The following is a 24,667-nucleotide window of genomic DNA, read 5'->3' as shown; positions in this document are numbered from 1 at the left end:
CTGTCCCTTCGATAAGAATCCATGTACCCCGGCAGATCCCTGGATTCCAGGGGCCGAGCTTATTTTGTCAGTGGCGGATGATGTGCTGGTTTCTGCTGGATCCCGAACCTTCATCCTTGCCCTAACGGTAAGGGAGTCAGGACACGTTTTCAAACATTTGTTCGATCGTGTCTCGACAAAGTTCGTCAATCAGTGCTAAAAATAAACAAGCAGTAATTCGAAGATAAGTTCGAACAAAACAGGAATCGCCGGTTTTAGCTCGAACACCGCCTTCAACCTTCAGGGTTGGTCCCGGGCTCATACCCCAGGACCGAATGGACTGATTCGAGAGTACAGAGAGGTGTATCCATGTCTGTCATCACCACACACCAGAATTTCCCCACCACCGAAAGCGACGCGACCACGAGCGGCGCCACCAAGCTGCGGCTTACCCGCAGGGGCCGGCTCCTGTTGGTCGGATTGCCGATCGTGCTACTCGCGTCGGCCGTTCTGATGTTGTCAGGATTTTTCAACTCGCCTGCCAAGGCATCAGCTGAAGGCGGAGAGGTGACCGAGACCGTCAGTGTCAGCGTCGCAGCCGGCGAAACCATCTGGCAGCTGGCAACCGAGTTCGCTCCGGACCGCGATCCGCGCATCGTCGTCTCCGAGATCGTTGAACTGAACAGCCTGGGCACCTCAGTGCTGCAGGCAGGGCAGCAACTGGATGTCCCCACCAACCGGTAACTCCTCGACAGCCAGTACTGCACCCCCAGAACCCTCCAACCCGGTCGGCCAGTATCGGCCACCGGGTGCGGAGCTTCTGCGAACGCGGTGAAGATCCTGATGAAGGGTGAAGGCCCGCCGATTCTGCACCTGCAGCACTCCACGCTTAACCTTGACAGGTGAGCGAACAGTTTGAGCGGTTGAGCCGGTTGCCCCTGCGCGAGGATCTGCGGGGCAAGCACCCCTACGGGGCACCCCAGTTGGATGTCCCCATCCTCCTGAACGTCAATGAGAATACCCATGGAGTGCCGGACGATGTCCGGCAGGCAATCGTTGATGCGGTGAGCCGGGAGGTCGGGGGGCTGAACCGTTACCCCGACCGTGAGTTCACCGAACTCCGGACCAATCTCGCACGCTACCTCGGCCACGGACTGACGCCCGAAAACCTGTGGGCCGCCAACGGATCCAACGAGGTACTGCAGCACCTGCTGCAGGCCTTCGGCGGCCCGGGTCGATCAGCCATCGGCTTCCCGCCGACCTACTCCATGTATCCGTTGCTGGCCAGCAGCACCGGCACCCGCTATATCGCAGGGCAGGGTAACGACAGGTTCGAGCTCAGCGCCGCCGACGCGGCCCGCGAAGTGCGCGAATCCGGCGCGAACCTCGTCTTCCTGTGCTCGCCGAACAACCCGACCGGCTCAGCGCTGGGCCTGGATGTGGTGGAAGCGGTTTATGAGGCGGGCAGCGACGCGCAGGCAATCGTGATCGTCGATGAGGCCTATGCCGAGTTCGCCCACGCAGGCACCGTCAGCGCCCTCAGCCTGCTGGCGGGCCGGGAACGTCTTGTGGTGTCACGCACCATGAGCAAGGCTTTCGCGATGGCCGGGACGAGGCTCGGTTACCTGGCGGCGGCCCCCGAGGTTGCTGACGCGCTGCGCCTGGTCCGGTTGCCGTACCACCTTTCGGCCATCACCCAGGCGGCAGCGAACGCGGCCCTGACCCACTCTGACCGATTGCTTGCCAACGTGGAAAACATCAAGGTGCAACGCGATCGGATAGTGACCAGTCTCCAACACCTCGGGTTGACCCCGGTGCCCTCGGACGCCAATTTCGTTCTCTTCGGCGGACTGGACGACCCGCACCGCATCTGGCAGGGCCTGCTCGACGGGGGAGTGCTGATTCGCGACGTCGGTATTCCCGGTCACCTCCGGGTCACCGCAGGCACCGAGACGGAAACCACAGCGTTCCTCGACACCCTCGGTGCCCTGCTGGAGGGGACCGTCTCCTAGACTGGTGATAGACCCTTTCCAAGCGGCGCCCGGTGCTGTCCCTACCGTCACCCATCCGCTACGTACCAATCGAAGGATAGCCATGAGCGTGGAAACCACTGTCGGACGCACTGCGAGCCGGGAACGGACCACCAGCGAGTCGTCGGTGTTTGTCGAGCTCGATCTTGACGGCACCGGACGCGCGGAGATCAGCACCTCGGTGCCGTTCTACGACCACATGCTGACTGCGCTGGCCAAGCACTCACTGATCGACCTCACGGTCCGAGCCACCGGTGACACGCACATCGATGTCCACCACACCGTCGAGGATGTCGCCATCACCATCGGCGAGGTGCTCCGGGAGGCCCTGGGGACGAAGGCCGGGATCCGCAGGTTCGGCGAAGCGACGGTGCCCCTGGATGAGGCGCTGGCCAACGCCGTCGTCGACATCTCCGGCCGGCCATACCTGGTGCACACGGGTGAGCCCGCAGGCCAGGAATACCACCTGATCGGAGGGCACTTCACCGGCTCGCTGACCCGGCACGTCTTCGAGGCGATCACCCTGCATGCCCAGATCTGTCTGCACATGACGGTGTTGGGTGGACGGGATCCACACCACATTGTCGAAGCCCAGTTCAAGGCGTTCGCCCGGGCGCTGCGCGCTGCAGTGGAACCGGACCCACGCGTGGAGGGCATCCCGTCCACCAAGGGGGCACTATGAGTGCGCCACGCGTAACGGTTCTGGACTACGGTTCGGGGAACATCCGTTCAGCGGTCCGTGCCCTGGAACACGTCGGCGCTGAAGTGACGTTGAGCGCCAAACCCGACGATGTCCTGAACGCCGACGGGTTGGTGGTGCCCGGCGTCGGAGCCTTCGCGACCGTGATGAAGGGTCTGAAGGATGTCGATGCACTGCGCATGATCGGCCGGCGGGTGGCGGGCGGCAGGCCAGTGCTTGGCATCTGCGTCGGCCTGCAGATCCTCTTCGAGGAGGGCGTCGAGCACGGCGTCCGGACCGCGGGCATGGGCGAGTGGCCAGGCACCGTTGAACGGTTGCAGGCTGACGTCGTCCCGCACATGGGCTGGAACACGGTGAAGGCAGCCGAGGGGTCACAACTGTTCGAAGGCATCGAGGACGAACGGTTCTACTTTGTGCACTCCTACGGCGTGCAGCAGTGGAAGTTCGAGGTCACCCAGCCAGCCATGAAGCCCCCAATGGTGACCTGGGCGGACCACGGCGGTCAGTTCATTGCCGCCGTGGAAAACGGTCCCCTCAGCGCCACCCAGTTCCACCCCGAAAAGTCCGGTGACGCCGGGGCCCGTCTGCTCTCCAACTGGACAGCCGGGCTGCGGTAGTCATGTGGAGCATAGTGTTGATGGGGCTCGCGGGCCTGTTGATCGGTGGGGCTATCTCCTTCCGGCGGCAGGAACTACCCAAGGCCCTGATCATCAGCTTCTGGGTCCTGGCGGGAATGGCGCTCCTCGCTGCCTACCTCCTGACCCTGACCGACATCTGATTCCAGACCTCCGACAGCTACGAAAGAGTCACAACACCCGATGAGCCCCTTTACTGAATCCCCCATTCTCGAACTGCTTCCTGCCGTCGACGTCGTCGACGGGCAGGCTGTCCGCCTGGTCCAGGGCGAGGCCGGCAGCGAAACGGGCTACGGTGACGCCCTCGAGGCGGCCCTCGCCTGGCAGCAGGACGGCGCCGAATGGGTGCACCTGGTGGACCTTGACGCAGCCTTCGGCCGGGGCTCAAACCGCGAACTGCTCGGACGCGTGATTAACGAACTCGACATCAAGGTGGAGCTGTCCGGGGGAATCCGCGATGACGCCTCCCTCGACGCAGCCCTGGAACTCGGCGCGCACCGGGTGAACCTCGGCACCGCAGCCCTGGAAAACCCGGAGTGGACCGCTGCGGCCATCGCCCGCTACGGCGACAAGATCGCCGTCGGCCTGGACGTCCGGGGCACCACCCTGGCAGCCCGCGGCTGGACCGAAGAAGGCGGCGACCTGTGGGAAGTCCTGCAGCGCCTCGAAGACGCGGGCTGCTCCCGGTACGTGGTCACAGACGTCACCAAGGACGGCACGCTCCGCGGCCCCAACCTCGAACTACTTCAGCAGGTGCTTGAGCGGACCTCGCAGCCCGTGGTCGCATCGGGTGGAATCTCAAGCCTCGAGGACCTCGCGGCGCTGCGCCAGCTGGTGCCACACGGACTGGAAGGTGCAATCGTGGGCAAGGCGCTGTACGCCGGCGCCTTCACGCTGCCCCAGGCGCTCGACATCGCCGGGCACCCGGCATCCCGGATGTGAGCGAGCGGCAACTCCCCGCACATATCGCCGCTGCCCTGGCGGCCAACACCGCCGATTCCGCGGGGCAGGCCTGGGAAGGCCGTGACCTGAGCGGCGAGGGTAACCCGCTGCACAACTTCGACGACGACGACGGCGCCGCACCGCCCGCCTACACCGAGGCAATCGACCGGCTGCTGGCCGGGACCAGCGACGAAACGGGAGTGCTCGCCGCCCTCGCCGGGGTGAGACTTTTCGTACCCGTGGTAGCCCAGCTCGCCGGGGAAACCGCGCCCGACGACCCTCACTCGCACGCCGACCACGGCCACGGCGGGGGAGCACCGGAGGGCGACAAGGAGGCCGACATGGCCCTGGTCACGCTCAAAGCACCCGATGGCCGCACGGCGCTGCCGGTCTTCAGCTCTGTTGCTGCACTGGCCGCGTGGCATCCGGAAGCCAGGCCCGTGGCCGTTTACGCGCCGCGTGCGGCGCTGTCGGCGGTCGCCGACGGAGCGCAGCTGCTGGTCATCGATCCGGGCGCACACTTCACCTTCGTTGTGCGTCGCCCCGCCATGTGGGCGCTGGCCCAGCAGCACCAGTGGCGGCCGGCCTACAGCGACCCAAGCATCGCCGACCTGGTCGCCCAGATCACCGGTAAGGAGCCAGCGATCCTGCGGGTAGCGCTGGGTCCCGGAAGCGGGGTTCCGGCCCGCGCGGCAGACGGTACACTGGCATCCGGCGGCGGACCGGGCCCCGAAGTGCGGCTCCAGATCACGCTGCGAGACGGGCTGGCTGGGGAAGCGGTCCAGACGGTGGTCCAGGAACTGCAGGACCGGCTGCGGGCCAATACAGAATTTGTGGAACGGGTCGACTCCCTTGAGGTGGTACTGACCCGCTGAGGACGTGCGGGCGGACCCGCAGAAGAGTGAACCAGTGAATTTTGCCCTCTACCGGGAGCTGCTCCGTATTGTCCCGGTGCGGCGTCTGCTCATCGTCGGAATGATCGCCAGATTCCCGCACTCCGCGGCCGGGGTCCTGCTGACCCTTCATGTGGTGCAGACCCTCGACCGTGGGTACGCGGAAGCCGGCGCTGTCGCGGCTCTTCTGACGATTGGCATCGCCGTCGGCGCACCCTGGCGGGGCCGTCGGGTCGACAGCGCGGGGCTGCGCAAGGCACTGATTCCGTCCGTGATCGCCGAAGCGGTGATCTGGTCTGTGGCACCCCAGCTGTCCTACGAGTGGCTGCTCGTCGCCGCCCTGATCGGTGGGTTGTTTACCCTGCCCGCCTTCTCGGTGGTTCGCCAGTCCCTGGGCGTGATGGTGTCCGGGGAGAAGCGACGGACCGCGTTCACCCTTGACGCGATCAGCACCGAAATGATCTTCATGGTGGGACCGGCGCTGGGCGTCGTCCTGGCCACCCAGGTCTCGACGGTCTTTGGCCTCACCCTGGTGGGGCTGGCCACCGCCGGTGCCGGTCTCTTCCTGATGTGGTTCAACCCACCGACCCGGAGCGAGCAGCTGGGAGCTGTCTCCCGGCCCCCGACCGAAGCCGAGGACGAGGCCGCCGCCGTCGGTGCGCTGGTCGCATCGGCGCCAGCGCACGTCACCGAAGCGTCGGCCGAACTGTACCCGGGGGGACGCGCAGCACACGGTCGTCAAGGGGCGAAGGGACGTCAGCGGGTCAAGGAGCGGCTGGCGGGCAGCTTCGTCTGGCTGACGGTGGCGGTGGCGGTGGTCCTGGTGGTGGCTGCCGGGGCAGGACTGGTGCTGGCCGGTACCGAGGTGGGGATCGTCGCCGCGCTCGAGGATTCGGGCCGGGAGGGTGAACTCGGGCTGGTCTTCGCCGCCTGGTGTGCCGCATCGGTGGTGGGCGGCCTGATCTATGGTGCGCTGCACCGGCCGGTGTCCCCGCTGGTGCTCCTCCTGCTCATGGGGCTGTTCACCATCCCCATGGGTTTCGCCGAAAACACACTGGCACTGTGCCTGCTCTCGATCCTGCCGGGACTATTGTGCGCACCGGTCCTGTCGGCGGCGTCCGAACGGGTGGCCGACCTGGTGGTCGAGGAACGGCGTGGCGAGGCGATGGGATGGTATGGCTCGGCACTCACCTCGGGGGTGGCGCTGGGTGCACCACTGGCCGGCATCACCATCGACACGGTGGGCCCGTCCGCGGCCTTCACCGCCGTGGGGTCGGTCGCGGTACTGATCTGCCTGCTGGGCCTAGGCGCCCAGCAGGTACGACGACGGCGGGCTAGTTGACCGCGCCGGTGAATTTTTCGCCGGGGCCCTGACCTGGCGCGTCCTGAATGACCGACGCTTCGCGGAAGGCCAGCTGCAGTGAGCGGAGCCCGTCGCGCAGCGGCCCGGCGTGCTGGCCACCGATCTCGGGGGCAGCGGCAGTGACAAACCCGGCCAGTGCCGTGATGATCTTGCGGGCCTCGTCAAGATCCTTGAGTTCCTCGGCGTCGTCGCCTTCTGCCAGGCCGCATTTCACGGCTGCGGCGCTCATCAGGTGCAGCGCGGAGGTCATGATCAGCTCCACGGCACTCACCTCGGCGATGTCGCGGCGAACCTGGCGACCGTCGTCGGCGGTTTGGTCCAGGGGGTCCTGGAGTGATGGCTGGTCCGGGGCGCCAGCGGAACCGCCGTCGTCGCCGGGTGCCTGGAAGATGTTGCGTTCGCTGTCTGGATTACTGGCCGGAGTACTCATGCTGGTAAGCTTGTCACAGACCGACTGGAGGTCACTATTTCATGCGCCCACACGGGGCATGAAAAAGATCACTTCCAGTTTGCAAGCGGAGTTTCCTCCCACCCGCGATTGCCAGGTGTTTCGTTGCGAAACATGGTGGCAGCCGGGTAACAGGTCGGTACGTACGATCGTCAAGACATTTCTTGACAGTACGCTTCCACTCGCAGTGGAAGTAACCGATCATCGAGGCCTCTGATTGCACGTGCAGTCGGGGGCCTTCTTCTATTGCAGGTGGTATTACTTCAAAGATTTCAGGAGCAACACATTAGCGAGCCAAGAATCAATGATCGTATCCGCGTCCCAGAGGTGCGGTTGGTAGGACCTGCGGGCGAACAGGTAGGCATCGTCCGTATTGAGGATGCTCTCCGTCTTGCCTCCGAGTCAGACCTGGATCTTGTTGAGGTTGCACCGCAGGCCAAGCCTCCGGTTGCCAAGCTCATGGATTTTGGCAAGTACAAGTATGAGGCCGCGGTCAAGGCTCGTGAGGCGCGCAAGAACCAGACGAACACCGTTCTCAAGGAGATCCGGTTCCGCCTGAAGATTGACACTCATGATTACGAGACCAAGCGCGGACATGCAATGCGCTTCCTGGGCGCAGGCGACAAGGTCAAGGCCATGATTCAGTTCCGTGGACGCGAGCAGCAGCGACCCGAAATGGGTATTCGCCTGCTGCAGAAGTTCGCTGAGGACGTTGCCGAGGTGGGAATCGTTGAATCGACCCCCCGCATCGACGGTCGCAACATGGTCATGGTCATTGGTCCGGTCAAGAACAAGGCTGAGGCAAAGGCTGAAGCGCGACGCGCTACCCAGCGCGCCGATGCCAAGGCTGCGAATGAGGCAGTGAAGGCTGGTACCGAGAAGGTGGATACCACCCCGGACAAGGCGCCCATGACGCAGAGCCTCGCGGACCTGCTGCCTGACGGCTACTCAACCACCGCTTCCCAGGAGGCGGCCGAAGAAGCCGCAGCACAGGAAGTGATTGCGGCCGAAGTTGCAGCCAAGGAGGCCGCGGCGCAGGAAATCGTCGACCGCGAGAAGGCTATCCAGGACAAGGCGGATCAGGAAGTCGCAGCAGCCGAGGCAGCCAAGGCAGCGAAAGCTGCCGAGAAAGCCGCTGCTGAAGCACCGAAGGCTCCAGCCAAGGCGGCCGGTGCGAAGGCAGCTGAGAAACCAGCAGCTGCTCCCAAGCCCGCTGCAGCGCCGAAGCCAACCGCGGCTCCCAAGCCGATGGCCATGCCCAAGCCAGCAACACCCAAACCTGCCAGCAAGGCAGCTCCCCGGAGCACGCCGAGCCGGCCTAAGCCCGGAACCTCCGACTAGGGATTACGTCCCCCGGAGCCGCCAGGCGCCCGAATAAACCCGCAGGCACCCCCGCGGGTGCCGTACGACCCGCCTGCAACAGCTGGTGGAAACCAAAGGAGATCGGTTCTCATGCCGAAGATGAAGACCCACAGTGGTGTCAAGAAGCGTTTCAAGCTGACCGGAAGCGGCAAGCTCAAGCGCCAGCAGGCTAACCGCCGCCACTACCTGGAGCACAAGCCCTCCACGCTGACTCGCCGTCTCGGTAGCGACAAGATCGTCTCGAAGGCCGACACCAAGGTCATCAAAAAGATGCTCGGCATCTAACTCACCCAAACCACTTAACCGGGCTTGCGCCAGTCTCCTGCACACTGCAGGACAGCGCTGAACATCATCACCCGGTAGATCTACTGAAGGAGTACGCACGTGGCACGTGTGAAGCGGGCGGTAAACGCCCACAAGAAGCGTCGGGTAATTCTCGAGCGGGCGAAGGGCTACCGTGGGCAGCGTTCACGCCTGTACCGCAAGGCCAAAGAGCAGCTGCTGCACTCATTTGTGTACAGCTACGGTGACCGTCGCAAGCGCAAGGGTGACTTCCGTCGCCTCTGGATCCAGCGCATCAACGCTGCGTCCCGCGCCAACGGCCTGACCTACAACCGTCTGATCCAGGGCCTGAAGGCCGCCGAGATCCAGGTTGACCGCCGTATGCTGGCCGAGCTTGCAGTATCTGACGCCAACGCGTTCTCCGCACTGGTACAGATTGCCAAGGATTCGCTGCCTGCTGACACCTCAGCACCAGCCGGCGCCCAGGCGTCAGCCACCAAGGCACCAGCCAAGGCAAACGCCTAAGCTTTCGTTTTACCCTTCTCGGTTCGGTCTCACCCGGATTACGGGGAAGACCCAAAATACTGAGAACATCAGTACATGACTAACACCGGACGCCCAGCGGCACCGCCCATGACCAACCCCCGAGCTGATCGGGTCAAGGAAGTGGCTCGGCTCGCTGGGCGTCCGGCCCGTTTAAGGCAGGGCCGGTTTCTCGCCGAGGGGCCTCAATCCGTTCGGGAAGCATTGGCATTGCATTCGGCGCGCCACACTGCGGGCGAGCCGGAGGTCATCGAGGAACTGTTCATCACCGAGGAATGCCTGGACCGGCACGCCGAGCTTGGGCTGTTCGAAGGACAGCCAGCGCCACGGCTGGTGACTGAGGAAGTGCTGGCCGCAATGTCTTCGACGGTGACGCCACAGGGTGTCATCGCGGTGTGTTCGTTTGTCGATGTCCCGCTCGAAGCGATGCTCGCCAGGGAGCCCCGGCTAGTTGCCGTGATGGTGGAAGTGCGCGATCCCGGCAACGCGGGAACCATCCTGCGGGCAGCCGATTCCGCGGGCGCCGACGCGGTGGTGTTGACGTCGTCGAGCGTTGACCTTTACAACCCGAAGGCTGTCCGGTCAACTGTCGGGTCACTGTTTCACTTGCCGGTGGTCCTGGGCGCCGACCTTGACCTGGTGCTCACCTCGCTGCGGGAGCGCGGGATCACCGTGCTGGCAGCCGACGGATACGGCGACGTCGACCTCGACACCCTGCAGGAAGGCAGTGCACGACGGCGGCTGGCACCCTCAGCCGAGAACGCTGGGGACGGGAGCAGTGCAGCTAGATTGGAAGCCCCGACGGCCTGGCTCTTCGGTAACGAAGCGCAGGGGCTTCCCGACGTCGTTTTGAAGGGCGCGGACCACCGGGTGGCAGTGCCCATCTATGGTCGGGCCGAAAGCCTCAACGTGGGGACCGCCGCAACCGTCTGCCTTTACGCCTCCGCGAGGGCGCAGCGCCTCAGCTGAGGCCCTGGCCGACCGCCGAATGTTCAGTCGGCCGGGGCGTCCTGGTTCCCCGGTCCATCCGCCCGCTGACCAAGGCCACAGCAAGCCCGATGACGGCCAACACCGCACCGACCAGTGCCGGAGCCGTGTACCCCCAGCCAGCGGCGATCACCGCGCCGCCCAGGAACGCGCCCAGGGCGTTGGCAATATTGAGTGCTGCATGGTTCAGGGACGAGGCGAGGGACGGCGCGTCAGGGGAGACGTCGAGCAGGCGGACCTGAAGCGACGGAATCAGCATGGCGCCAATCGCACCGACCAGGAAGACGAACAGCAGGGCGGTTGGCGCCCATTGAACGGCGAAGGAGAACGCCACCAGTGCGGCGGCGATCACGCCCATCACCCAGTAGATGGTGCCCATCACGGAAATGTCGGCCAGGCGGCCGCCAATAATGTTCCCGGTCACCATGCCCAGACCATAGAGGGCAACGACGAACGGCAAGGTCGCTTCGGGTAGGCCCGTGACCTCGGTCATGGTCGGGGAGATGTAGGAGTAGACAGCGAAGAAACCGCCGAAGCCAACTGTGCCGATCAGCAGCGTCATCCACACCTGGCCACGTTGCAAGGCGCCCAGCTCGCGGCGGATACTCGCATTCTGCAGGACCTGCTGGTGAGGGACGCTGCGGGAAATCATCCAGATAGTGACCACCCCAATGACACCGACCAGAAGGAACATGGTCCGCCACCCGAACATCTGACCCAACCAGGTGGCGAACGGTACCCCGATGACGTTGGCGATACTGAGCCCCAGCATCACCATGGCCACGGCGTGCGCCCGGCGCGTGGGCGCCGAGAGGGACGCGGCAATGACAGCCGCGATGCCGAAGTACGCGCCGTGGGGGAGACCCGACATGAAACGGGAAAACAACAGCCAGCCGTAGTCGGCGGCGAAATAGGACGACAGGTTCCCGACGGTGAAGAGAACCATCAGCCCCAGCGCCATCCCTTTGCGGGGCAACCGGGCGCCGAGGGCAGCGAGCAGGGGAGCGCCGATGACGACGCCGATCGCGTAGGCCGAGATGACATGCCCACCCTCGGGAATGGAGATATCAAGGTCGCCCACCATCTCCTGCAGGAGACCCATGATGGCGAACTCGGTGGTGCCGATACCGAAGCCGCCCATGGCGAGGGCGATGATGGCGAAGTTCAGCTGCCGTGGGGTGAGGGTGCGTCGGGCGTCAGACATGGAACTCGTTTCGGCATCAGATGGTGTTGGTGGCGTTGCTCTGTAGAGCGCAACGCATCGACGCCGTTGTCTATTTCAACTGTAGCCGGGCCGGTACCGCCAGCTACACTCGGTTCGTGCCAGCTGACCAGTTACCCCGCCAGATTGTCGGCGCAGCGATCGTCGATTCCCTGACTCGCCCCACCCGGCTGCTTGCCGCCCGTCGCACGGCGCCCGAGCAGTTCGCCGGCATGTGGGAATTCCCCGGGGGGAAGGTCGAGGCGGGGGAAACGGACACAGCCGCACTGCATCGGGAGCTCCTGGAGGAGCTTGGGGTCGAAGTTGAGCTCGGCGCTGAGATCGTCGGGCCGGTACCCGGTGGCTGGGCGCTGAACGAACGCGCCGTCATGCGGGTCTGGCTAGCCGAAGTCACCACCGGTGAACCCCGGCCGCTGGAAGACCATGATGTTCTCTCCTGGGTTCCCCTTGCCGGTTCCACTGAGTTGGCCGACCTCGCCTGGATCCCTGCCGACCGCCCCATCGTTGACGCGGTGCTGACGCAGACCTGCCATGCCGGAGCGGCTCAACAGTAGGCCGGGGAGCTCTGGCGCCGCTTCTAGAACAGTGCTGGCTCTAGAACAGTGCTGGCTCTAGAACAGTGCCGGTTCTAGAACAGTGTCGGCTCCGCATCCGTAGCGTGTGCAGGGCGCACGGTAGACGTAGCAGCCGTTTCGCTGACTCCGGGAGGTCCCGGCTGAAGCTCTCGAAAGAACTGCGCCCCGGAGGTGAACCCGTGATTAGCCCGGTGCTGCCGAATCCGCCCCGACAGCCAGGTGCGGTCTCCTTGGATGCATAGCTCCCGCCGCGATACAGGCGCCGGTACCGGCCCACCAGCGCCGGGTGATTCTCCGCCAGCCATTCCAGGTACCACTCCCGGGCCCCGGGCCGTAGATGAAGTGCGCCCGCCGAGACTCCAGTGGCACCGGCAGCGGCCAGTGCGCCAAACAATGCATCGAGTGACTCGTCATCGTCGGTCAGCCACGGCAGGATCGGCATTGCCAGAACCCCGCAGGGCAATCCAGCGTCGCGCAGGCGGCTGATCAGCTCGAGCCGTGCCTTGGGGCTGGGTGTACCGGGTTCCACCGCATGGGCTAGGACGGGGTCGATAATGGCGAGCGAGATTCCCATCCCAATCTGCACCGCTGAAGATGCTTTCTTCAGGAGCGGGATATCCCGTGCCAGGAGGGTGCCCTTCGTGAGGATGGAGAACGGTGTCCCCGAATCGGCGAGCGCGGTGATGATGTCGGGCATCAGCCGGTAGCGGCCCTCGGCCCGCTGGTACGGATCGGTGTTGGTGCCCATCGCGACATGTTCCCGCTGCCAAGACCGGCGGGACAGTTCGCGGCGCACCACTTCACCCACATTGGTCTTGACCACCAGCTGGGAGTCGAAGTCCAACCCAGTGTCGAGGTTCAGGTAGCTGTGAGTCTTTCGAGCGAAACAGTAGACGCAGGCGTGGGAGCAACCGCGGTAGGGGTTGATGGTCCAGTGGAACGGCATGCTGGAATTGCCGGGTACCCGGTTCAGCGCCGACTTGGCGAGCACCTCGTGGAACGTGATGCCCGCAAATTCTGGCGTCCTGACAGTCCGGACCAGGCCGCTCAGGGGCAGCAGCGGCTCCTGAGGAGCCGGCGTCGTCGTCGTACTCTGACCAGCCCATCGCATGAATATATTAGAACATACGTTCTACTGTGGCTGAGGGAGGACTGCTTGTAAGCTGTGAACTCAGGAAGGTGGTGCGTGCCATGGGCCAGGTGATCGAGGTCAAGGGCCTCCGGAAATCGTTTGGTCGCCGGGATGTCCTGCACGGCATCAATTTTGGGGTGGAACGCGGCGAAGTCTTCGGCGTTATCGGGCCCAACGGTGCAGGAAAAACCACCACCATGCGGTGCCTGCTCGACATCATCAGACCGAGCGCCGGGAGTATCAGGATTCTGGGTGAGAATCCGGGCGCTGCGGGACCTAAACTGCGGCGCAAAATCGGTTACCTGCCGGGTGAGCTATTCCTTGAGCAACGGATCACCGGACGCCGGCTGCTGGCGCACTATGCGGCGATCAGCGGTGCGGTGCGGCCGGGGCGAGCGGACGAGCTGGCGGAACGCTTCAACCTGGACCTGGACCGCCACACCCGCAAACTGTCCAAAGGCAACAAACAGAAGCTGGGGCTCGTGCAGGCTTTCATGCATGACCCCGAAGTGCTGATTCTGGATGAACCAACCAGTGGCCTCGACCCGCTCATGCAGCAGGAGTTCCGGGCACTCCTGCGCGAAGCCCAGCAGCGGGGGCAGACCATCTTCCTGAGTTCACATGTCCTGAGCGAGGTCCAGCAGGCCGCGGACAGGGTCGCTATCCTGCGCGACGGCGACATCGTCCAGGTCTCAAGCGTCTCAGTCCTCCGGGAGGGTGCCCACCGCCAGATCCGGATCGCGGTGACCGGTGTCCCCGGGCCCGAGCTGGAGCTGCTGCTCCGGCACGTACCGGGGTTGCACACCATCGAAGTTCAGACGGCCGGCGAGCTCACCGAAATCTCGGCCACCCACGAGGGTGCCATCCGGCCGTTGATCCGTGCCCTGGCACCGCTCCAACTCGCCGATCTGGTCATCGAAGAACCCGATCTCGAGGAATCAGTGCTCACCCTGTATGGCACCGGCAGGAACGATGGCACCGGCAGGAACGGAGGCACCGGTGGGACGGGCGCTGCCAGTGCTGCCGGTGCTTCCGGTCGCCGCGGTGACGTGGCCGGCCCCCGTGGATTCAGCGAGCGGAGCCGGTCATGAGTCATTCGGCACCGCCAGCCACCCGGGACGGCCGGACCGACCCAGCCAGGATCCTGCCGTTGTTCAGGCGCGCGCTGCTTGATCACTGGCGATCCACCCTGGCCTGGGCCGTGGGGCTCGCCGCCGCCATCCTGGTGTACCTGCCACTGTTTCCTTCCCTCGGGAACAGCGACGAGATGCAGGACATGATCAATGCGCTCCCTCCGGAGATGACCAGAGCACTGAACTATGATCAGATCGCCTCGGGTCCCGGGTACACGCAGGCCACCATCTTTGGGCTGATCGGCTTCCTGCTCCTGACCATCGCGTCGGTGTCCTGGGGTGCGTCGGCGGTGGCCGGTGATGAGGAGTCCGGCCAGTTGGAACTGACGCTGGCGCACGCGGTCACCAGACCCCAAGTGGTGTTGGAGCGGGCCCTGGCGATTGCGGTGCGCACTGTCGCGCTCGCGGCCGTCGTCTTCATCCTCGTGCTGCTCCTCAACGAGCCCGCTGAGCTGGGGATTCAGACTCAGGACCTCTTTGGTGCGACGGTCCTGTTCGGGGGACTCGCGCTCCTCAGTGGGATGGCCGCCCTGTTTGTCGGGGCGGTGAGTGGCAGGAGGCTTTATGGTCTTGCGGCCGGTGCCGGGGTCGCAGTGCTGAGCTACGTATCCAACGCCGTCGGACGCCAAAGCCCCGACCTTCAGTGGCTGCTGAACCTCTCGCCCTACCACTGGGCGTATGGAAACTCGCCGGTGGCCAATGGGGCGGACTGGGGCGCTGCCGCCTGGCTATGGGGTATCTCGGCAGCGCTCGCCGGACTCAGCGCTGTCGCCTTGCAACGACGGGATGTCGGGATCTAGGAGGGAAGGGGTTGGTTCAGCCAGCGAGATCGCGGTGCCGGATGAGGTACGCGGCGAGGACTGCACCCCCAACCGCTACGAGGCCCATCACCACAATCGGGACGGGATCGAAAGCTTCAACCGGCATGGCCGGGGAATGATGAAACGGGCTCACTGCCTGCAGCCACTCCGGCAGGCCCAGCAACTCGCCAAACTGGCCGAGCACCAGCCCGCCCGTCAGAAGGCCCCAACCGGCCCCTACACTCCACCGGGGAACAGCGGCGAAGATGACAGCGGGTGCGGCGATGAAAATCGCGGCCGCTGGTACATGGACGAGGCTCGCGGCGACCAGCTGGATTGCTGGCGTCCCTGCCGAGCCAGTCAGAGACAGCCCGACGGCGGCAGCAGCTCCTGCGACAGCCGCCACCACGGTCGCGGAAGCGATAGCCAACAGGAGATTGGCGACAAGCCAGCGGGTCCTGGACTTAGGCACCGTCATAAGCAGTTCCGCCCTGCCCTCGGTTTCCTCGGCCCGCAACCTGAGAATCCCCTGGATGCCAGCGGCGGCAGCGAGGACACCGGCGATGCCGAGCAGGGCGGTGGTAAAAACGTCGACAATATCCGTCCGGCTGCCGGGGACCAGCCGTCCGATCAGCTCTTCGAGGGAGGTGTTGCCAGCCACCGCATCGGTGACCACTGGTGCGAGCCCGCCGGCAAGGCCGCCCAGTACAGCTGCGCCACAACACCAGCCAACGAGGGTGGGACGCTGCAGAATCCACGCCAAACCGAGGAAGGACGTGAGCCTTCCGCGAGAGGCTACTGCCCGCTCAGGAAACAGACTGGCGCCCAAGTCCCGGCGGTCCCTGATAATCAGGACCGCCGCACCTACAGCAACTGCGGCCACCGCAAGCACGAATAGCGGCGCAGTGTCCGCCGTGGTGAAGGGTCGGGAACGTTGTCCCCACCCGATCGGCGACATCAGCGAAATCCAGCCACTCGTGACCTGGGTGAGGTCCGCACTGGGCGTACCGATTGCGTCGCCGATACCTCGTAGCAGGTAGGCAGCACCCACCAGGCTTGAGGCTACCCCGTTGGCGCTGCGCCCCGACGGCATCACCTGTGCGGCTAGGGCCGCCACCGGGACAAAAAACAGTCCCACTGCACCGACGGCAAGACCAGCCGTGATGGACCCGGGGGATGGCAGCCCAGCAGCCAGGAAGCCGGCCGCCACGCAACCGGCAAGCAGGAGGTTTGCGGCGCCGCCCACCAGCAGCGTGGCGGCGAGCGGTGCGGCACGGGGGAGCAGTGTGGACCCGATGAGTTCCGCACGCCCCAGTTCCTCGTCGGCGCGGGTATGGCGAATGACCAGGAACGTACTCATCAAGCCCGCCAACAGGGCGGTGAACGCAAACCCCTGGAAAAACACCACCGCACCAAGGCTAAAACCGTCCGGCAGCCCGCGCAGGAACAGCAGTGAAGGGTTCGCTGCAGCCACGGCGATGATCGCCCGCCGGTCACCCGTCTCGCTAAACTCGCTGGCCACCGCGGTGGCTGTGACATAACCCAGCAAGGCAATGCCCAGGATCCAGATCGGCAGCAGAATCCGGTCCCGCCGGAGCTGCGCCAACGCAAGCCGGAGAATTTCGGACATCAGGATGGCTCGGCGTAGTGGCGCAGGAACAGCGACTCGAGTGATGGCGGGGAAATGGTCAGACCGGTGGGCCTGACGGCAGCGATTCCCTCCAGGACGGACGGGAGATTGGCGGCCTCCACCTCGAATTCGGCGGCCAGGCCGTCGTCGTGAACGTCCTGGACACCCGGAAGGCGGGCCAGGAGTCCGGCGTCGACTCCCTCCACCCGAAAGTGGGTCAACTTGAGGTGCCGGAGTTCGGCCAGCGAGCCCGACTCGACCACCCGGCCCGAACGGATAATCGTCACCCGGTCACAGAGCTGTTCCACCTCGCTCAGGATATGGCTGGAGAGCAGCACGGTGGCGCCGTCGTCGTGCACCCGCCGGATCTCCCGGCGAAACACCGACTCCATGATCGGGTCCAGCCCTGAGCTCGGTTCATCCAGGACGTATAGCCGGGCAGGCCGCGCGAATGCCGCAATGAGGGCAACCTTCTGCCGGTTGCCCTTCGAATAGGTGCGGCTCTTTCGCCGTGGATCGAACTCGAAGTCATCGATCAGGCGGGTCCGCAAGGCTTCATCAGCGCCACCGCGCAGCCCGGTGAGGAGATCGATGACCTCTCCACCGGACAGGTTGGGCCAGAGACTCACGTCCCCGGGCAGATAGGCGAGATCCCGGTGGGTGCGGACCGGTTCACGCCACGGATCGGCACCAAAGACGGTGACAGTGCCCGAGGAGGGCCGGATGAGGCCGAGCAGGATCCGCAGGGTGGTCGACTTCCCTGCCCCATTTGGGCCAAGAAACCCATGCACCTCACCGGCGCCGACCGACAGGTCGAGACCGTCCAGTGCGTGGGTTTTTCCGAATACCTTCCCCAGCCCCCGCACAGCAATGACCGGATCGGTTGCGTCAGCCATAATGTGTCCGTTCACCAGCCCGACGACAACGACGCGGTGGTTTCCGCAGCGTTCCCCGAGGCTCCAGCCTTCGGGCCGCAAGTGCATCGACGGGTTCTGTTGCACAGCGTACAAGCGTCCGGGTAGCGGCGGTAGAGTCCTGCCCACCTCTCGCGGGTTTCCCCCTTAGGCTTGAGCAACGTCTGCCAGCCATCCGAAAGGACCTCATGCCCCTCGACGTCGAGAGCCTGCGTTCACACTTCCCGTCCCTGGCCTCCGGGATCGCCCATTTTGATGGTCCGGGCGGAACCCAGACACCGCGCGTCGTGGGGCAGGCGATCGCTGATACGCTCACCGGTCCGCTGTCCATTCGGGGGAGCTCAGTCGCCTCCGAACGCAACGCTGATACGGCGGTACTCAGCTTCAGGTCGGCGATGGCGGATTTCCTCAACGCGGACCCGTCCGGGATTGTCTACGGCCGCAGTGCCACCCAACTCACCTACGACTTCGCCAAGCACCTCAGCACCGGCTGGGGGCCAGACGACGAGGTGGTCGTGACCCGTCTGGACCACGACTGCAACGTCCGGCCGTGGGTTCAGGCCGCCGAGCGGCGGGGCGCCACCATCCGCTGGGTCAGCTTCGACCCTGAGACCTCAGAATTGCGCCTGGACGAACTGCGGGAGGCGCTGAGCCCCCGCACCCGGCTCGTCGCCGTCACAGCAGCATCGAACCTGCTCGGGACCATGCCCGACATCCGGGCTATTGCCGGGATGGTGCACGACGCCGGTGCCCTCCTGTTCGTCGACGGTGTCCACTACGCCGCCCACGCTGCCGTGGATGTGCGGGCGCTGGGCGCCGACTTCTTCGTCTGCTCGCCCTACAAGTTCCTGGGCCCCCATTGCGGTGTGCTCGCCGCAGCGCCAGCCCTGCTGGAGACGCTGTTTCCCGAGAAGCTGCTGCCCTCCACCAACGCGGTCCCTGAACGCTTTGAACTTGGCACCCTGCCGTACGAGATCATGGCTGGCACGACGGCGGCAATCGACTTCACTGCGACCCTGGGCGACGGCGGGTCCCGCCGGGAACAGCTCATCGCGGCCCACGCCGACATCGAACGGCATGAGGCGTCACTCCTGGCGCTTTTTGAGGCGGCAATAGCCCAGCTGCCAGCCGTGACAGTCCACTCCCGGGCCGCCGTCCGGACCTCGACGCTGCTGCTCACCTTCGACGGCCACGACGCTGCCGCGGCCAGCCGGTTCCTCGCCGAACGTGACATCCTGGTGCCCGCCAGCAACTTTTATGCGATTGAAGCGGTCGGCGTGCTGGGGCTGGGAGCGGCGGGCGGGCTCCGGGTGGGTCTGGCGCCCTACACCAACCTCGACGACGTGCAACGGCTGATCGAGGGGCTGACCGCGTTCCTCGCCTGACCGGGCCGCCGGTGCCCGGCCCAGAAGAGTGGCGCACCCGAGGACGCGGTGTTGGGCAACCACTACTGTGCGCCTACGCCACTCGGGTGGGGCGTCGCCTAGGCTTGACCCATGATTCTCCTCACTGGATTCGAGCCGTTCGGCGGCGAAACAGTCAACCCGTCCTGGCAGGCGGCGCAGCAGGCCGCCGAGGACCTGCGTACTGACGGGGTCGATGCACTTGCGGTCGAGCTGCCCTGCATCTTTGGTGAAAGCATCGCCATCCTGCGTGCTGCGGTGTCCCTGCACCGCCCCAGACTGGTGTTCTGCGTGGGTCAGGCCGGCGGGCGAACGAGGATCTCGCTGGAACGCGTCGCGATCAACATCGACGACGCCCGCATCCCCGACAATGAAGGCAACCAACCCATCGATGCCCCGATTCGGGTCGGCGGACCGGCGGCGTATTTCTCGACCCTGCCGATCAAGCAGGCGTTGCAGGACTTGATCGAGGCTGGCATTGCCGCTGAAATTTCCCAGACCGCCGGCACCTATGTGTGCAATCACGTCTTTTACGGGCTCATGGACCAGCTGGCCACCACTACCGACCGCAAGGGTGACGGCCCTCGGGGTGGTTTCATCCACGTTCCTTATTCCGTGGAACAGGCAGCAGTTCACGGCGTTCCCGGAATGCCCGTTGCCGAGATGGCAACCGCGCTTCGCCTCATCGCGTTGACGAGCCAGCAGACGACGTCGGACCTGCGCCTGGCCGCCGGGGCGGAACACTAGGTCAGGTAGCCACCCGCGAAGCTAGGCCGCAGGTGCAATCCGCCAGCGGACCGTAACGCTACAGACGACGTCGGCCTCGCCTGGTTCGACGGGCATAGCTGATTGCTCAGCCAACATCACTTCGCGCATCAGGGGACGCGGAGAGTGTCCCGCCACCTCGGATACTTCCTCCACTGTGCCGAGGACGCATCCCGCCAGTTCGGCCCAGCGGCGGGCCCGGGCGAGTGCATCCTGCCAGGCGGCCTCCTGTGCCTGGGCAGCCCTGGCCCCCGGATCGGAGAAGCCGAACGACAGAGAGCTGATTCGGGCATCGTCGCCGCCAGCCTGCACCACAGCCTCAAGTACGGCTGACGCCGACGATAGGTCACCGATCGACAGGTTGAGATCCTGTGACGCGACATACCCGGTGACCCGCTGCTCCTGGTTCTCGCCCCACAGGATTTCCGCGCGCAGCCCGATCTGGTGGGTGGCCCGTTGAAGTGACTGAAGCCGGAGGGAGTCCAGGGCATCGAACACCCTGACAGCAGCGTCGGCGGCCCCGAGATACGCCTGCGGGGCCGTCGGACGGCGTACCTCCACCCCGACGCCGAGGTGCAGGCGGTCGGGCACGGCGGCGACCGAGCCGGTACCGGTGACCGTGATGGTTGGAACGTCGGTACCCAACGTCACGGTGCTCCCCTTTTCCCGAATACGGCGGAAAGTGTCGTGGCAAGCGGCCGCACTGGTCGCTGAACATACCCACCATCGGCCAATCCCGCGCGCCGCTCAAAAAGGTTCAGGGATGCAGGATCACCGGTACGCAGGAGGGAAAAAGCCGCCGCCGCGAAGTAGAGGGGCAGGAAGGGCAACCCCAGACAGATGGCGTACTGGGTGCTGTGCCGGGCTTCGTGGGCAAGGAGCGCCGGGCGGGGTGCCCCCTCCGAGGCCGACCCGCGGAACAGGATGACGTTTCCCACGGTGAAGGCACGCGCGACCGGCAGGGTGCCGGTGTAGCTGAAAGCGAGGAGGAGCCCCTCGGGGCCAGGGCGGAGGTCGCACCGTTTCGTTTTCGCCAGCATCAGCCCCGCCGCGGTGGACAGGTTCAGCCAGTTGAGCAGCCATCGCATTCTGTGGGCCGGGACCATGGGAATCATCCTAGTACGGGAGTCACAGGTGCCCATTGGGGACTCAGCACCGGTGTTAGCTAGACTTGCACCGTCTGCCAACGGTCACCGGATCCGCGGTGAAACACCAGTTGCCCACCACCACTGAAGGTATGAACATCTCGATGTCTGACTCCACACCGCCGGGCGGACCCGCGCACGCAACGTCCGCCGTCGTCGACGTTCCTTCCCCGCTTGATGCCGAGGCGATTCGCGCGACCGTTGATCGCGCGCTCGACGACATTGCAGCCGCGGCCGATCTTGACGGGCTTAAGCAGGTGCGAATCGCCCATACCGGCGACAAATCGCCACTCAGCCTCGCGAACCGGGGCATCGGTGCCCTCGCCAAGGACGAGAAGGCTGCGGCCGGCAAGAACATCGGGCCGGCGCGCGGCAGAATCAACGCTGCGCTCGCCGCCCGGACGGCTGAACTGGAAGCCGAACGTGATGCCCGCATCCTCGTTGAGGAGGCGGTGGATGTGACGGCCGCACCGCGACGTCGGCGTGCGGGTGCACGCCACCCCCTGTCCACGCTGCAGGAACGCGTCAGCGACATCTTCGTGGGCATGGGCTGGGAAATCGCCGAAGGACCCGAGCTGGAGTCGGAGTGGTTCAACTTCGACGCGTTGAACTTCAAACCAGACCACCCGGCCCGTGACATGCAGGACACCTTCTTCGTGGAGCCTCCCGAGGCGCACCTGCTGCTGCGCACCCACACCTCACCCGTCCAGGTGCGGTCCATGCTGGAACGTCCGCTGCCGCTGTACGTGCTGTGCCCCGGCAAAGTGTTCCGCACCGATGAGCTCGACGCCACCCACACGCCCGTGTTCCACCAGTTCGAAGGCCTGGCCATCGACCGGAACCTCAGCATGGCCGACCTGCGCGGCACCCTGGAGCACTTCGCCCGGCTGATGTTCGGCGACGACGCCCAGATCCGGTTGCGCCCGAACTTCTTCCCGTTCACCGAGCCATCAGCCGAACTCGACATCTGGCACCCCGGCGCCAAGGGCGGGCCGCAGTGGATCGAGTGGGGTGGCTGCGGCATGGTCCACCCCAATGTGCTGCGTGCTGCGGGCATCGACCCCGAGGAATTCTCCGGGTTCGCCTTCGGCATGGGCATTGAACGCACCCTGATGTTCCGCAATGAGGTAGGCGACATGCGGGACATGATTGAGGGCGATGTACGGTTCAGCGAGCACTTCGGGATGGAGATCTAAGCATGCGTATTCCACTTTCCTGGTTGCGTGAATTCGCACAGGTCCCAGCCGGTGCCACCGCCGAAGACGTAATGGCCGAACTGGTCAAGGTCGGCCTTGAGGAAGAGGCCGTGCACCGTCCCACCGACACCCTGTCCGGGCCCGTCGTCGTCGGCCAGGTGCTCTCGGTGGTCAAGGAGCCGCAGACCAACGGCAAAACCATCAACTGGTGCCAGGTCCGCGTTGTCCCCGAAGGCCAGCCCCAGACGCTGACCACCGAGGGCATCGACCCGTCGGGGGTGCAGGGCATCGTCTGCGGCGCCCACAACTTCGTCGAGGGTGACAAGGTGGTGGTCACCCTGCCGGGCGCCGTATTGCCCGGCGACTTCCACATCGCCGCCCGCAAAACCTACGGCCACGTCTCCGCCGGCATGATCGCCTCGGTGCGTGAACTTGGCATCGGTGACGATCACGACGGCATCCTGGTGCTCTCCACCCTCGGACTCGACCCGGAGGTGGGCTCCGATGCCATGGACCTGCTGGGTCTCTACGACCAGGCCGCCGAAATCAACGTCACCCCGGACCGCAGCTACTGCTTCTCGATCCGCGGCGTTGCCCGTGAGTACGCCCATGCCACCGGGACCGCGTTCACCGACCCCGCAGCCCAGGTCACCGCGCCCGCGGCTCTGTCCGGTGGTTACCCGGTCACCATCAGCGACGAGTCGCCGATCTACGGCAACCCGGGCTGTGACAGGTTCGTCGCCCGCACCGTCCGCAACGTCGATGCGAGCCGTCCCACGCCGCCGTGGCTGGCCTCCCGGCTCCGGCTCGCCGGGATCCGTTCCATTTCCCTGCCCGTCGACATTTCCAACTATGTGATGCTCGAACTGGGTCAGCCCATTCACTGCTACGACCAGGACAAGCTCTCCGGCGGCATCGTCGTCCGGCGGGCAACGCCGGGGGAGACGCTCAAAACCCTCGACGACAAGGTCCGCAAGCTCGACGTCGAGGACCTCCTGATTGCCGACGGTTCAGGCGCCATCGGCATCGCCGGTGTCATGGGTGGCGCCGACACGGAGGTGTCCGACTCGACCGGCACGGTGCTGGTCGAGGCGGCCCACTTCGATGAAGTGTCGATCGCGCGATCACGCCGCCGCCACAAGCTGCCGTCCGAGGCCTCCAAGCGGTTCGAGCGTGGGGTGGACTGGCAGGTTGCCGGCATCGCCGCCCAGCGCGTGGTCGACTTGCTGGTCGAACTCGCCGGTGGCACCGCCGACGACGCCGGAACCGAGGTGGGCACCCAGCCCGACGCCGTCGTCATCGAGCTACCTGCTGGTTACGCGGCCAGCCGGATCGGCATCGACTTCACCGACGAGCAGATCACCGGGGCCCTCACCGATTTGGGGGCCGTAGTGGAAGCGCACGACGGCGGTCACACCGTCACGGCGCCCAGCTGGCGGCAGGACCTGCAGATCAAGGACGACCTCACCGAGGAAATCGCCCGGCTGGTGGGCTACGACAAGATCCCGTCGCGGCTTCCCGTGGCACCTCCCGGCAGCGGCCTGTCCCGCGTCCAGGTGCAGCGCCGCCGCGTGCTGCAGGCACTGGCCGACTCGGGCCTCACCGAGGTGCTCTCCTACCCGTTCGTGTCGCTGGACAGCAACAACACCTTCGGGTCCGCCGACGCGACGGAACAGCCCGCCATCAAACTGGCCAACCCCTTGAGCGCCGAACTGGGCTACCTGCGCCGTTCGGTGCTGCCCGGACTGATCGAAGTCGCCAAACGGAACCATTCACGTGGCTTCCGGGATCTGGCCCTGTACGAGGCGGGCCTGGTGTTCCTGCCACAGGACGCCGTCGGCAGTCGTGACATTCCGCCGTTGGGTGTCCGCCCTTCCGAGGACATCCTGGACGGCCTCTATGACGGACTGCCCGACCAGCCGTTGACCATCGCTGCTGTCTTCACCGGCAACGACTCACCGGCAGGCGCCAACCATCAGCCACGCCCGTGGGACTGGGCGGATGCCCTGGACACGGTCCGGCTGATGGCCGACGTCGTCGGCGTCGACCTTGAGGTGACGCAGGGGGAGCACCAGGTGTTCCATCCCGGTCGCACGGCACGCATTTCGCTGCGCACCGGTGAACTGCTCGGCTATGCCGGCGAACTTCACCCGAAGCTTCTCGCCGCCCATGACCTGCCAGCCCGCACCGTGGCGCTGGAAATCAACGCCGACCTGCTGTTCGACGCCGCTCCGGATGTGATTGTCGCGAAGCACCTCTCGACCTTCCCTGCCACCACCCAGGATGTGGCACTGGTGGTCGACGGCGGGCTGCCGGCCGACGTCGTGCTCTCGACCCTGCGCGAAGGCGCGGGGGAGCTCCTTGAGGACGTGCACCTGTTTGACGTGTACGACGGCGCGGGAATTGAGGACGGGCGCAAGTCGTTGGCCTTCGCCCTGCGGTTCAGGGCACCGGACCGGACCCTGACCGCCGACGAGGCCAGCGGCGCCCGCGACGCAGCGGTCCACCTGGCGGCCGAACGCCACGGAGCCGTCCAGCGCTAGCCCGTTCCGGGCGGTCCGGTCGCGGTTCCGGACCGCCCGGACTGC

General features: G+C 65.5%; 25 protein-coding genes and 1 pseudogene. 19 read left to right on the top strand and 7 right to left on the bottom strand.

The features are described from left to right. Positions 1-348 precede the first annotated feature (348 nt). From ACX80T_RS08330 to ACX80T_RS08295, 8 genes are all read left to right on the top strand, one after another. Positions 349-723, top strand: a complete 375-nt coding sequence (locus ACX80T_RS08330) for a LysM peptidoglycan-binding domain-containing protein (RefSeq protein WP_116778796.1) — start codon at positions 349-351, stop codon at positions 721-723. A 158-nt stretch (positions 724-881) separates the two neighbouring features. Next, positions 882-1,991, top strand: a complete 1,110-nt coding sequence (locus tag ACX80T_RS08325) for a histidinol-phosphate transaminase (RefSeq protein WP_019483427.1) — start codon at positions 882-884, stop codon at positions 1,989-1,991. Between the two features lie 82 nt (positions 1,992-2,073). Next, entirely contained in the window at positions 2,074-2,691 is a 618-nt protein-coding gene (gene hisB / locus ACX80T_RS08320; RefSeq protein ID WP_019483426.1) for an imidazoleglycerol-phosphate dehydratase HisB, read from the top strand. Continuing rightward, positions 2,688-3,326 (top strand): imidazole glycerol phosphate synthase subunit HisH, encoded by a 639-nt coding sequence (gene hisH, locus ACX80T_RS08315; RefSeq protein ID WP_019483425.1) that lies wholly within the window; start codon positions 2,688-2,690, stop codon positions 3,324-3,326. Before hisB ends, hisH begins: the two co-directional genes overlap by 4 nt. 14 nt (positions 3,327-3,340) lie before the next feature. Next, the gene (locus tag ACX80T_RS08310) at positions 3,341-3,487 is read left to right on the top strand and encodes a hypothetical protein (protein WP_192813092.1); all 147 of its coding nucleotides are present in this window, start codon (positions 3,341-3,343) and stop codon (positions 3,485-3,487) included. Between the two features lie 40 nt (positions 3,488-3,527). Continuing rightward, complete coding sequence (gene priA / locus ACX80T_RS08305; RefSeq protein ID WP_019483423.1) at positions 3,528-4,286, top strand: bifunctional 1-(5-phosphoribosyl)-5-((5-phosphoribosylamino)methylideneamino)imidazole-4-carboxamide isomerase/phosphoribosylanthranilate isomerase PriA; 759 nt, start codon at positions 3,528-3,530, stop codon at positions 4,284-4,286. Beyond that, entirely contained in the window at positions 4,283-5,161 is an 879-nt protein-coding gene (locus ACX80T_RS08300) for an SseB family protein (RefSeq protein ID WP_459304164.1), read from the top strand. The genes priA and ACX80T_RS08300 overlap by 4 nt, the downstream gene beginning before the upstream one ends. A 34-nt stretch (positions 5,162-5,195) precedes the next feature. Continuing rightward, the gene (locus tag ACX80T_RS08295) at positions 5,196-6,521 is read left to right on the top strand and encodes an MFS transporter (protein WP_019483421.1); all 1,326 of its coding nucleotides are present in this window, start codon (positions 5,196-5,198) and stop codon (positions 6,519-6,521) included. Here ACX80T_RS08295 and ACX80T_RS08290 read toward each other — a convergent pair. After that, the gene (locus ACX80T_RS08290; protein ID WP_019483420.1) at positions 6,514-6,972 is read right to left on the bottom strand and encodes a DUF1844 domain-containing protein; all 459 of its coding nucleotides are present in this window, start codon (positions 6,970-6,972) and stop codon (positions 6,514-6,516) included. The genes ACX80T_RS08295 and ACX80T_RS08290 overlap by 8 nt on opposite strands. 345 nt (positions 6,973-7,317) lie before the next feature. On the opposite strand from ACX80T_RS08290, the gene infC reads away from it, so the two are divergent. The 4 genes from infC to ACX80T_RS08270 all read left to right on the top strand — a co-directional run bounded on the left by infC (position 7,318) and on the right by ACX80T_RS08270 (position 10,146). Continuing rightward, positions 7,318-8,331, top strand: a complete 1,014-nt coding sequence (gene infC, locus ACX80T_RS08285) for a translation initiation factor IF-3 (protein ID WP_019483419.1) — start codon at positions 7,318-7,320, stop codon at positions 8,329-8,331. A 111-nt stretch (positions 8,332-8,442) separates the two neighbouring features. Further along, positions 8,443-8,637, top strand: coding sequence for a 50S ribosomal protein L35 (gene rpmI / locus ACX80T_RS08280; protein WP_019483418.1), 195 nt, complete (start codon positions 8,443-8,445; stop codon positions 8,635-8,637). A gap of 99 nt (positions 8,638-8,736) precedes the next feature. Further along, positions 8,737-9,159, top strand: coding sequence for a 50S ribosomal protein L20 (gene rplT, locus ACX80T_RS08275; protein ID WP_116778802.1), 423 nt, complete (start codon positions 8,737-8,739; stop codon positions 9,157-9,159). Between the two features lie 75 nt (positions 9,160-9,234). Next, positions 9,235-10,146, top strand: coding sequence for a TrmH family RNA methyltransferase (locus ACX80T_RS08270; protein WP_459304163.1), 912 nt, complete (start codon positions 9,235-9,237; stop codon positions 10,144-10,146). Here the strand turns inward: ACX80T_RS08270 and ACX80T_RS08265 are convergent. Next, positions 10,139-11,368: an MFS transporter gene (locus ACX80T_RS08265; RefSeq protein WP_019483415.1), complete on the bottom strand. Its 1,230-nt coding sequence runs from the start codon at positions 11,366-11,368 to the stop codon at positions 10,139-10,141. The two genes, ACX80T_RS08270 and ACX80T_RS08265, sit on opposite strands and share 8 nt — an antisense overlap. A 116-nt stretch (positions 11,369-11,484) precedes the next feature. Here ACX80T_RS08265 and ACX80T_RS08260 point away from each other — a divergent pair, with 116 nt between their 5' ends. After that, positions 11,485-11,940 (top strand): (deoxy)nucleoside triphosphate pyrophosphohydrolase, encoded by a 456-nt coding sequence (locus ACX80T_RS08260; protein WP_459304162.1) that lies wholly within the window; start codon positions 11,485-11,487, stop codon positions 11,938-11,940. Between the two features lie 74 nt (positions 11,941-12,014). Here the strand turns inward: ACX80T_RS08260 and ACX80T_RS08255 are convergent. After that, positions 12,015-13,072, bottom strand: a pseudogene (locus ACX80T_RS08255) (Rv2578c family radical SAM protein). An 80-nt stretch (positions 13,073-13,152) separates the two neighbouring features. Here ACX80T_RS08255 and ACX80T_RS08250 point away from each other — a divergent pair. Beyond that, a complete protein-coding gene (locus ACX80T_RS08250; RefSeq protein WP_459304161.1) occupies positions 13,153-14,184 on the top strand; it encodes an ABC transporter ATP-binding protein in 1,032 nt (343 codons plus the stop codon). Next, complete coding sequence (locus ACX80T_RS08245) at positions 14,181-15,026, top strand: ABC transporter permease subunit (protein WP_459304160.1); 846 nt, start codon at positions 14,181-14,183, stop codon at positions 15,024-15,026. The genes ACX80T_RS08250 and ACX80T_RS08245 overlap by 4 nt, the downstream gene beginning before the upstream one ends. 16 nt (positions 15,027-15,042) lie before the next feature. Here the strand turns inward: ACX80T_RS08245 and ACX80T_RS08240 are convergent, their stop codons facing one another. Both ACX80T_RS08240 and ACX80T_RS08235 read right to left on the bottom strand, forming a co-directional pair. Next, on the bottom strand, positions 15,043-16,656 hold the full coding sequence (locus ACX80T_RS08240) for an ABC transporter permease (RefSeq protein WP_459304159.1): 1,614 nt from the start codon (positions 16,654-16,656) through the stop codon (positions 15,043-15,045). Continuing rightward, complete coding sequence (locus ACX80T_RS08235) at positions 16,656-17,552, bottom strand: ABC transporter ATP-binding protein (protein WP_026041161.1); 897 nt, start codon at positions 17,550-17,552, stop codon at positions 16,656-16,658. The genes ACX80T_RS08240 and ACX80T_RS08235 overlap by 1 nt, the downstream gene beginning before the upstream one ends. 206 nt (positions 17,553-17,758) lie before the next feature. Between ACX80T_RS08235 and ACX80T_RS08230 the strand changes: the two genes are divergently transcribed. Both ACX80T_RS08230 and pcp read left to right on the top strand, forming a co-directional pair. After that, positions 17,759-18,955: a cysteine desulfurase-like protein gene (locus ACX80T_RS08230; RefSeq protein WP_459304158.1), complete on the top strand. Its 1,197-nt coding sequence runs from the start codon at positions 17,759-17,761 to the stop codon at positions 18,953-18,955. 111 nt (positions 18,956-19,066) lie between these two features. Beyond that, complete coding sequence (pcp, locus tag ACX80T_RS08225; RefSeq protein WP_459304157.1) at positions 19,067-19,720, top strand: pyroglutamyl-peptidase I; 654 nt, start codon at positions 19,067-19,069, stop codon at positions 19,718-19,720. Positions 19,721-19,741: 21 nt separating this feature from the next. On the opposite strand, the gene ACX80T_RS08220 is transcribed toward pcp, so the two are convergent. Then, positions 19,742-20,389 carry an SIMPL domain-containing protein gene (locus ACX80T_RS08220; protein WP_459304156.1) on the bottom strand — a complete coding sequence of 216 codons (648 nt, stop codon included), beginning with the start codon at positions 20,387-20,389 and terminating at the stop codon, positions 19,742-19,744. Continuing rightward, positions 20,386-20,844 (bottom strand): eCIS core domain-containing protein, encoded by a 459-nt coding sequence (locus ACX80T_RS08215; protein ID WP_459304155.1) that lies wholly within the window; start codon positions 20,842-20,844, stop codon positions 20,386-20,388. The genes ACX80T_RS08220 and ACX80T_RS08215 overlap by 4 nt, the downstream gene beginning before the upstream one ends. A gap of 143 nt (positions 20,845-20,987) precedes the next feature. Here ACX80T_RS08215 and pheS point away from each other — a divergent pair, with 143 nt between their 5' ends. Next, the gene (gene pheS, locus ACX80T_RS08210) at positions 20,988-22,079 is read left to right on the top strand and encodes a phenylalanine--tRNA ligase subunit alpha (RefSeq protein ID WP_459304154.1); all 1,092 of its coding nucleotides are present in this window, start codon (positions 20,988-20,990) and stop codon (positions 22,077-22,079) included. Between the two features lie 2 nt (positions 22,080-22,081). Next, a complete protein-coding gene (gene pheT, locus ACX80T_RS08205; RefSeq protein WP_459304153.1) occupies positions 22,082-24,622 on the top strand; it encodes a phenylalanine--tRNA ligase subunit beta in 2,541 nt (846 codons plus the stop codon). Positions 24,623-24,667 lie beyond the last annotated feature (45 nt).

It is taken from the genome of Arthrobacter sp. Sr33 (genome assembly GCF_054511195.1).
Note: the sequence above shows the minus strand (reverse complement) of the source record. Positions and strands in the feature narration are given on the sequence as shown.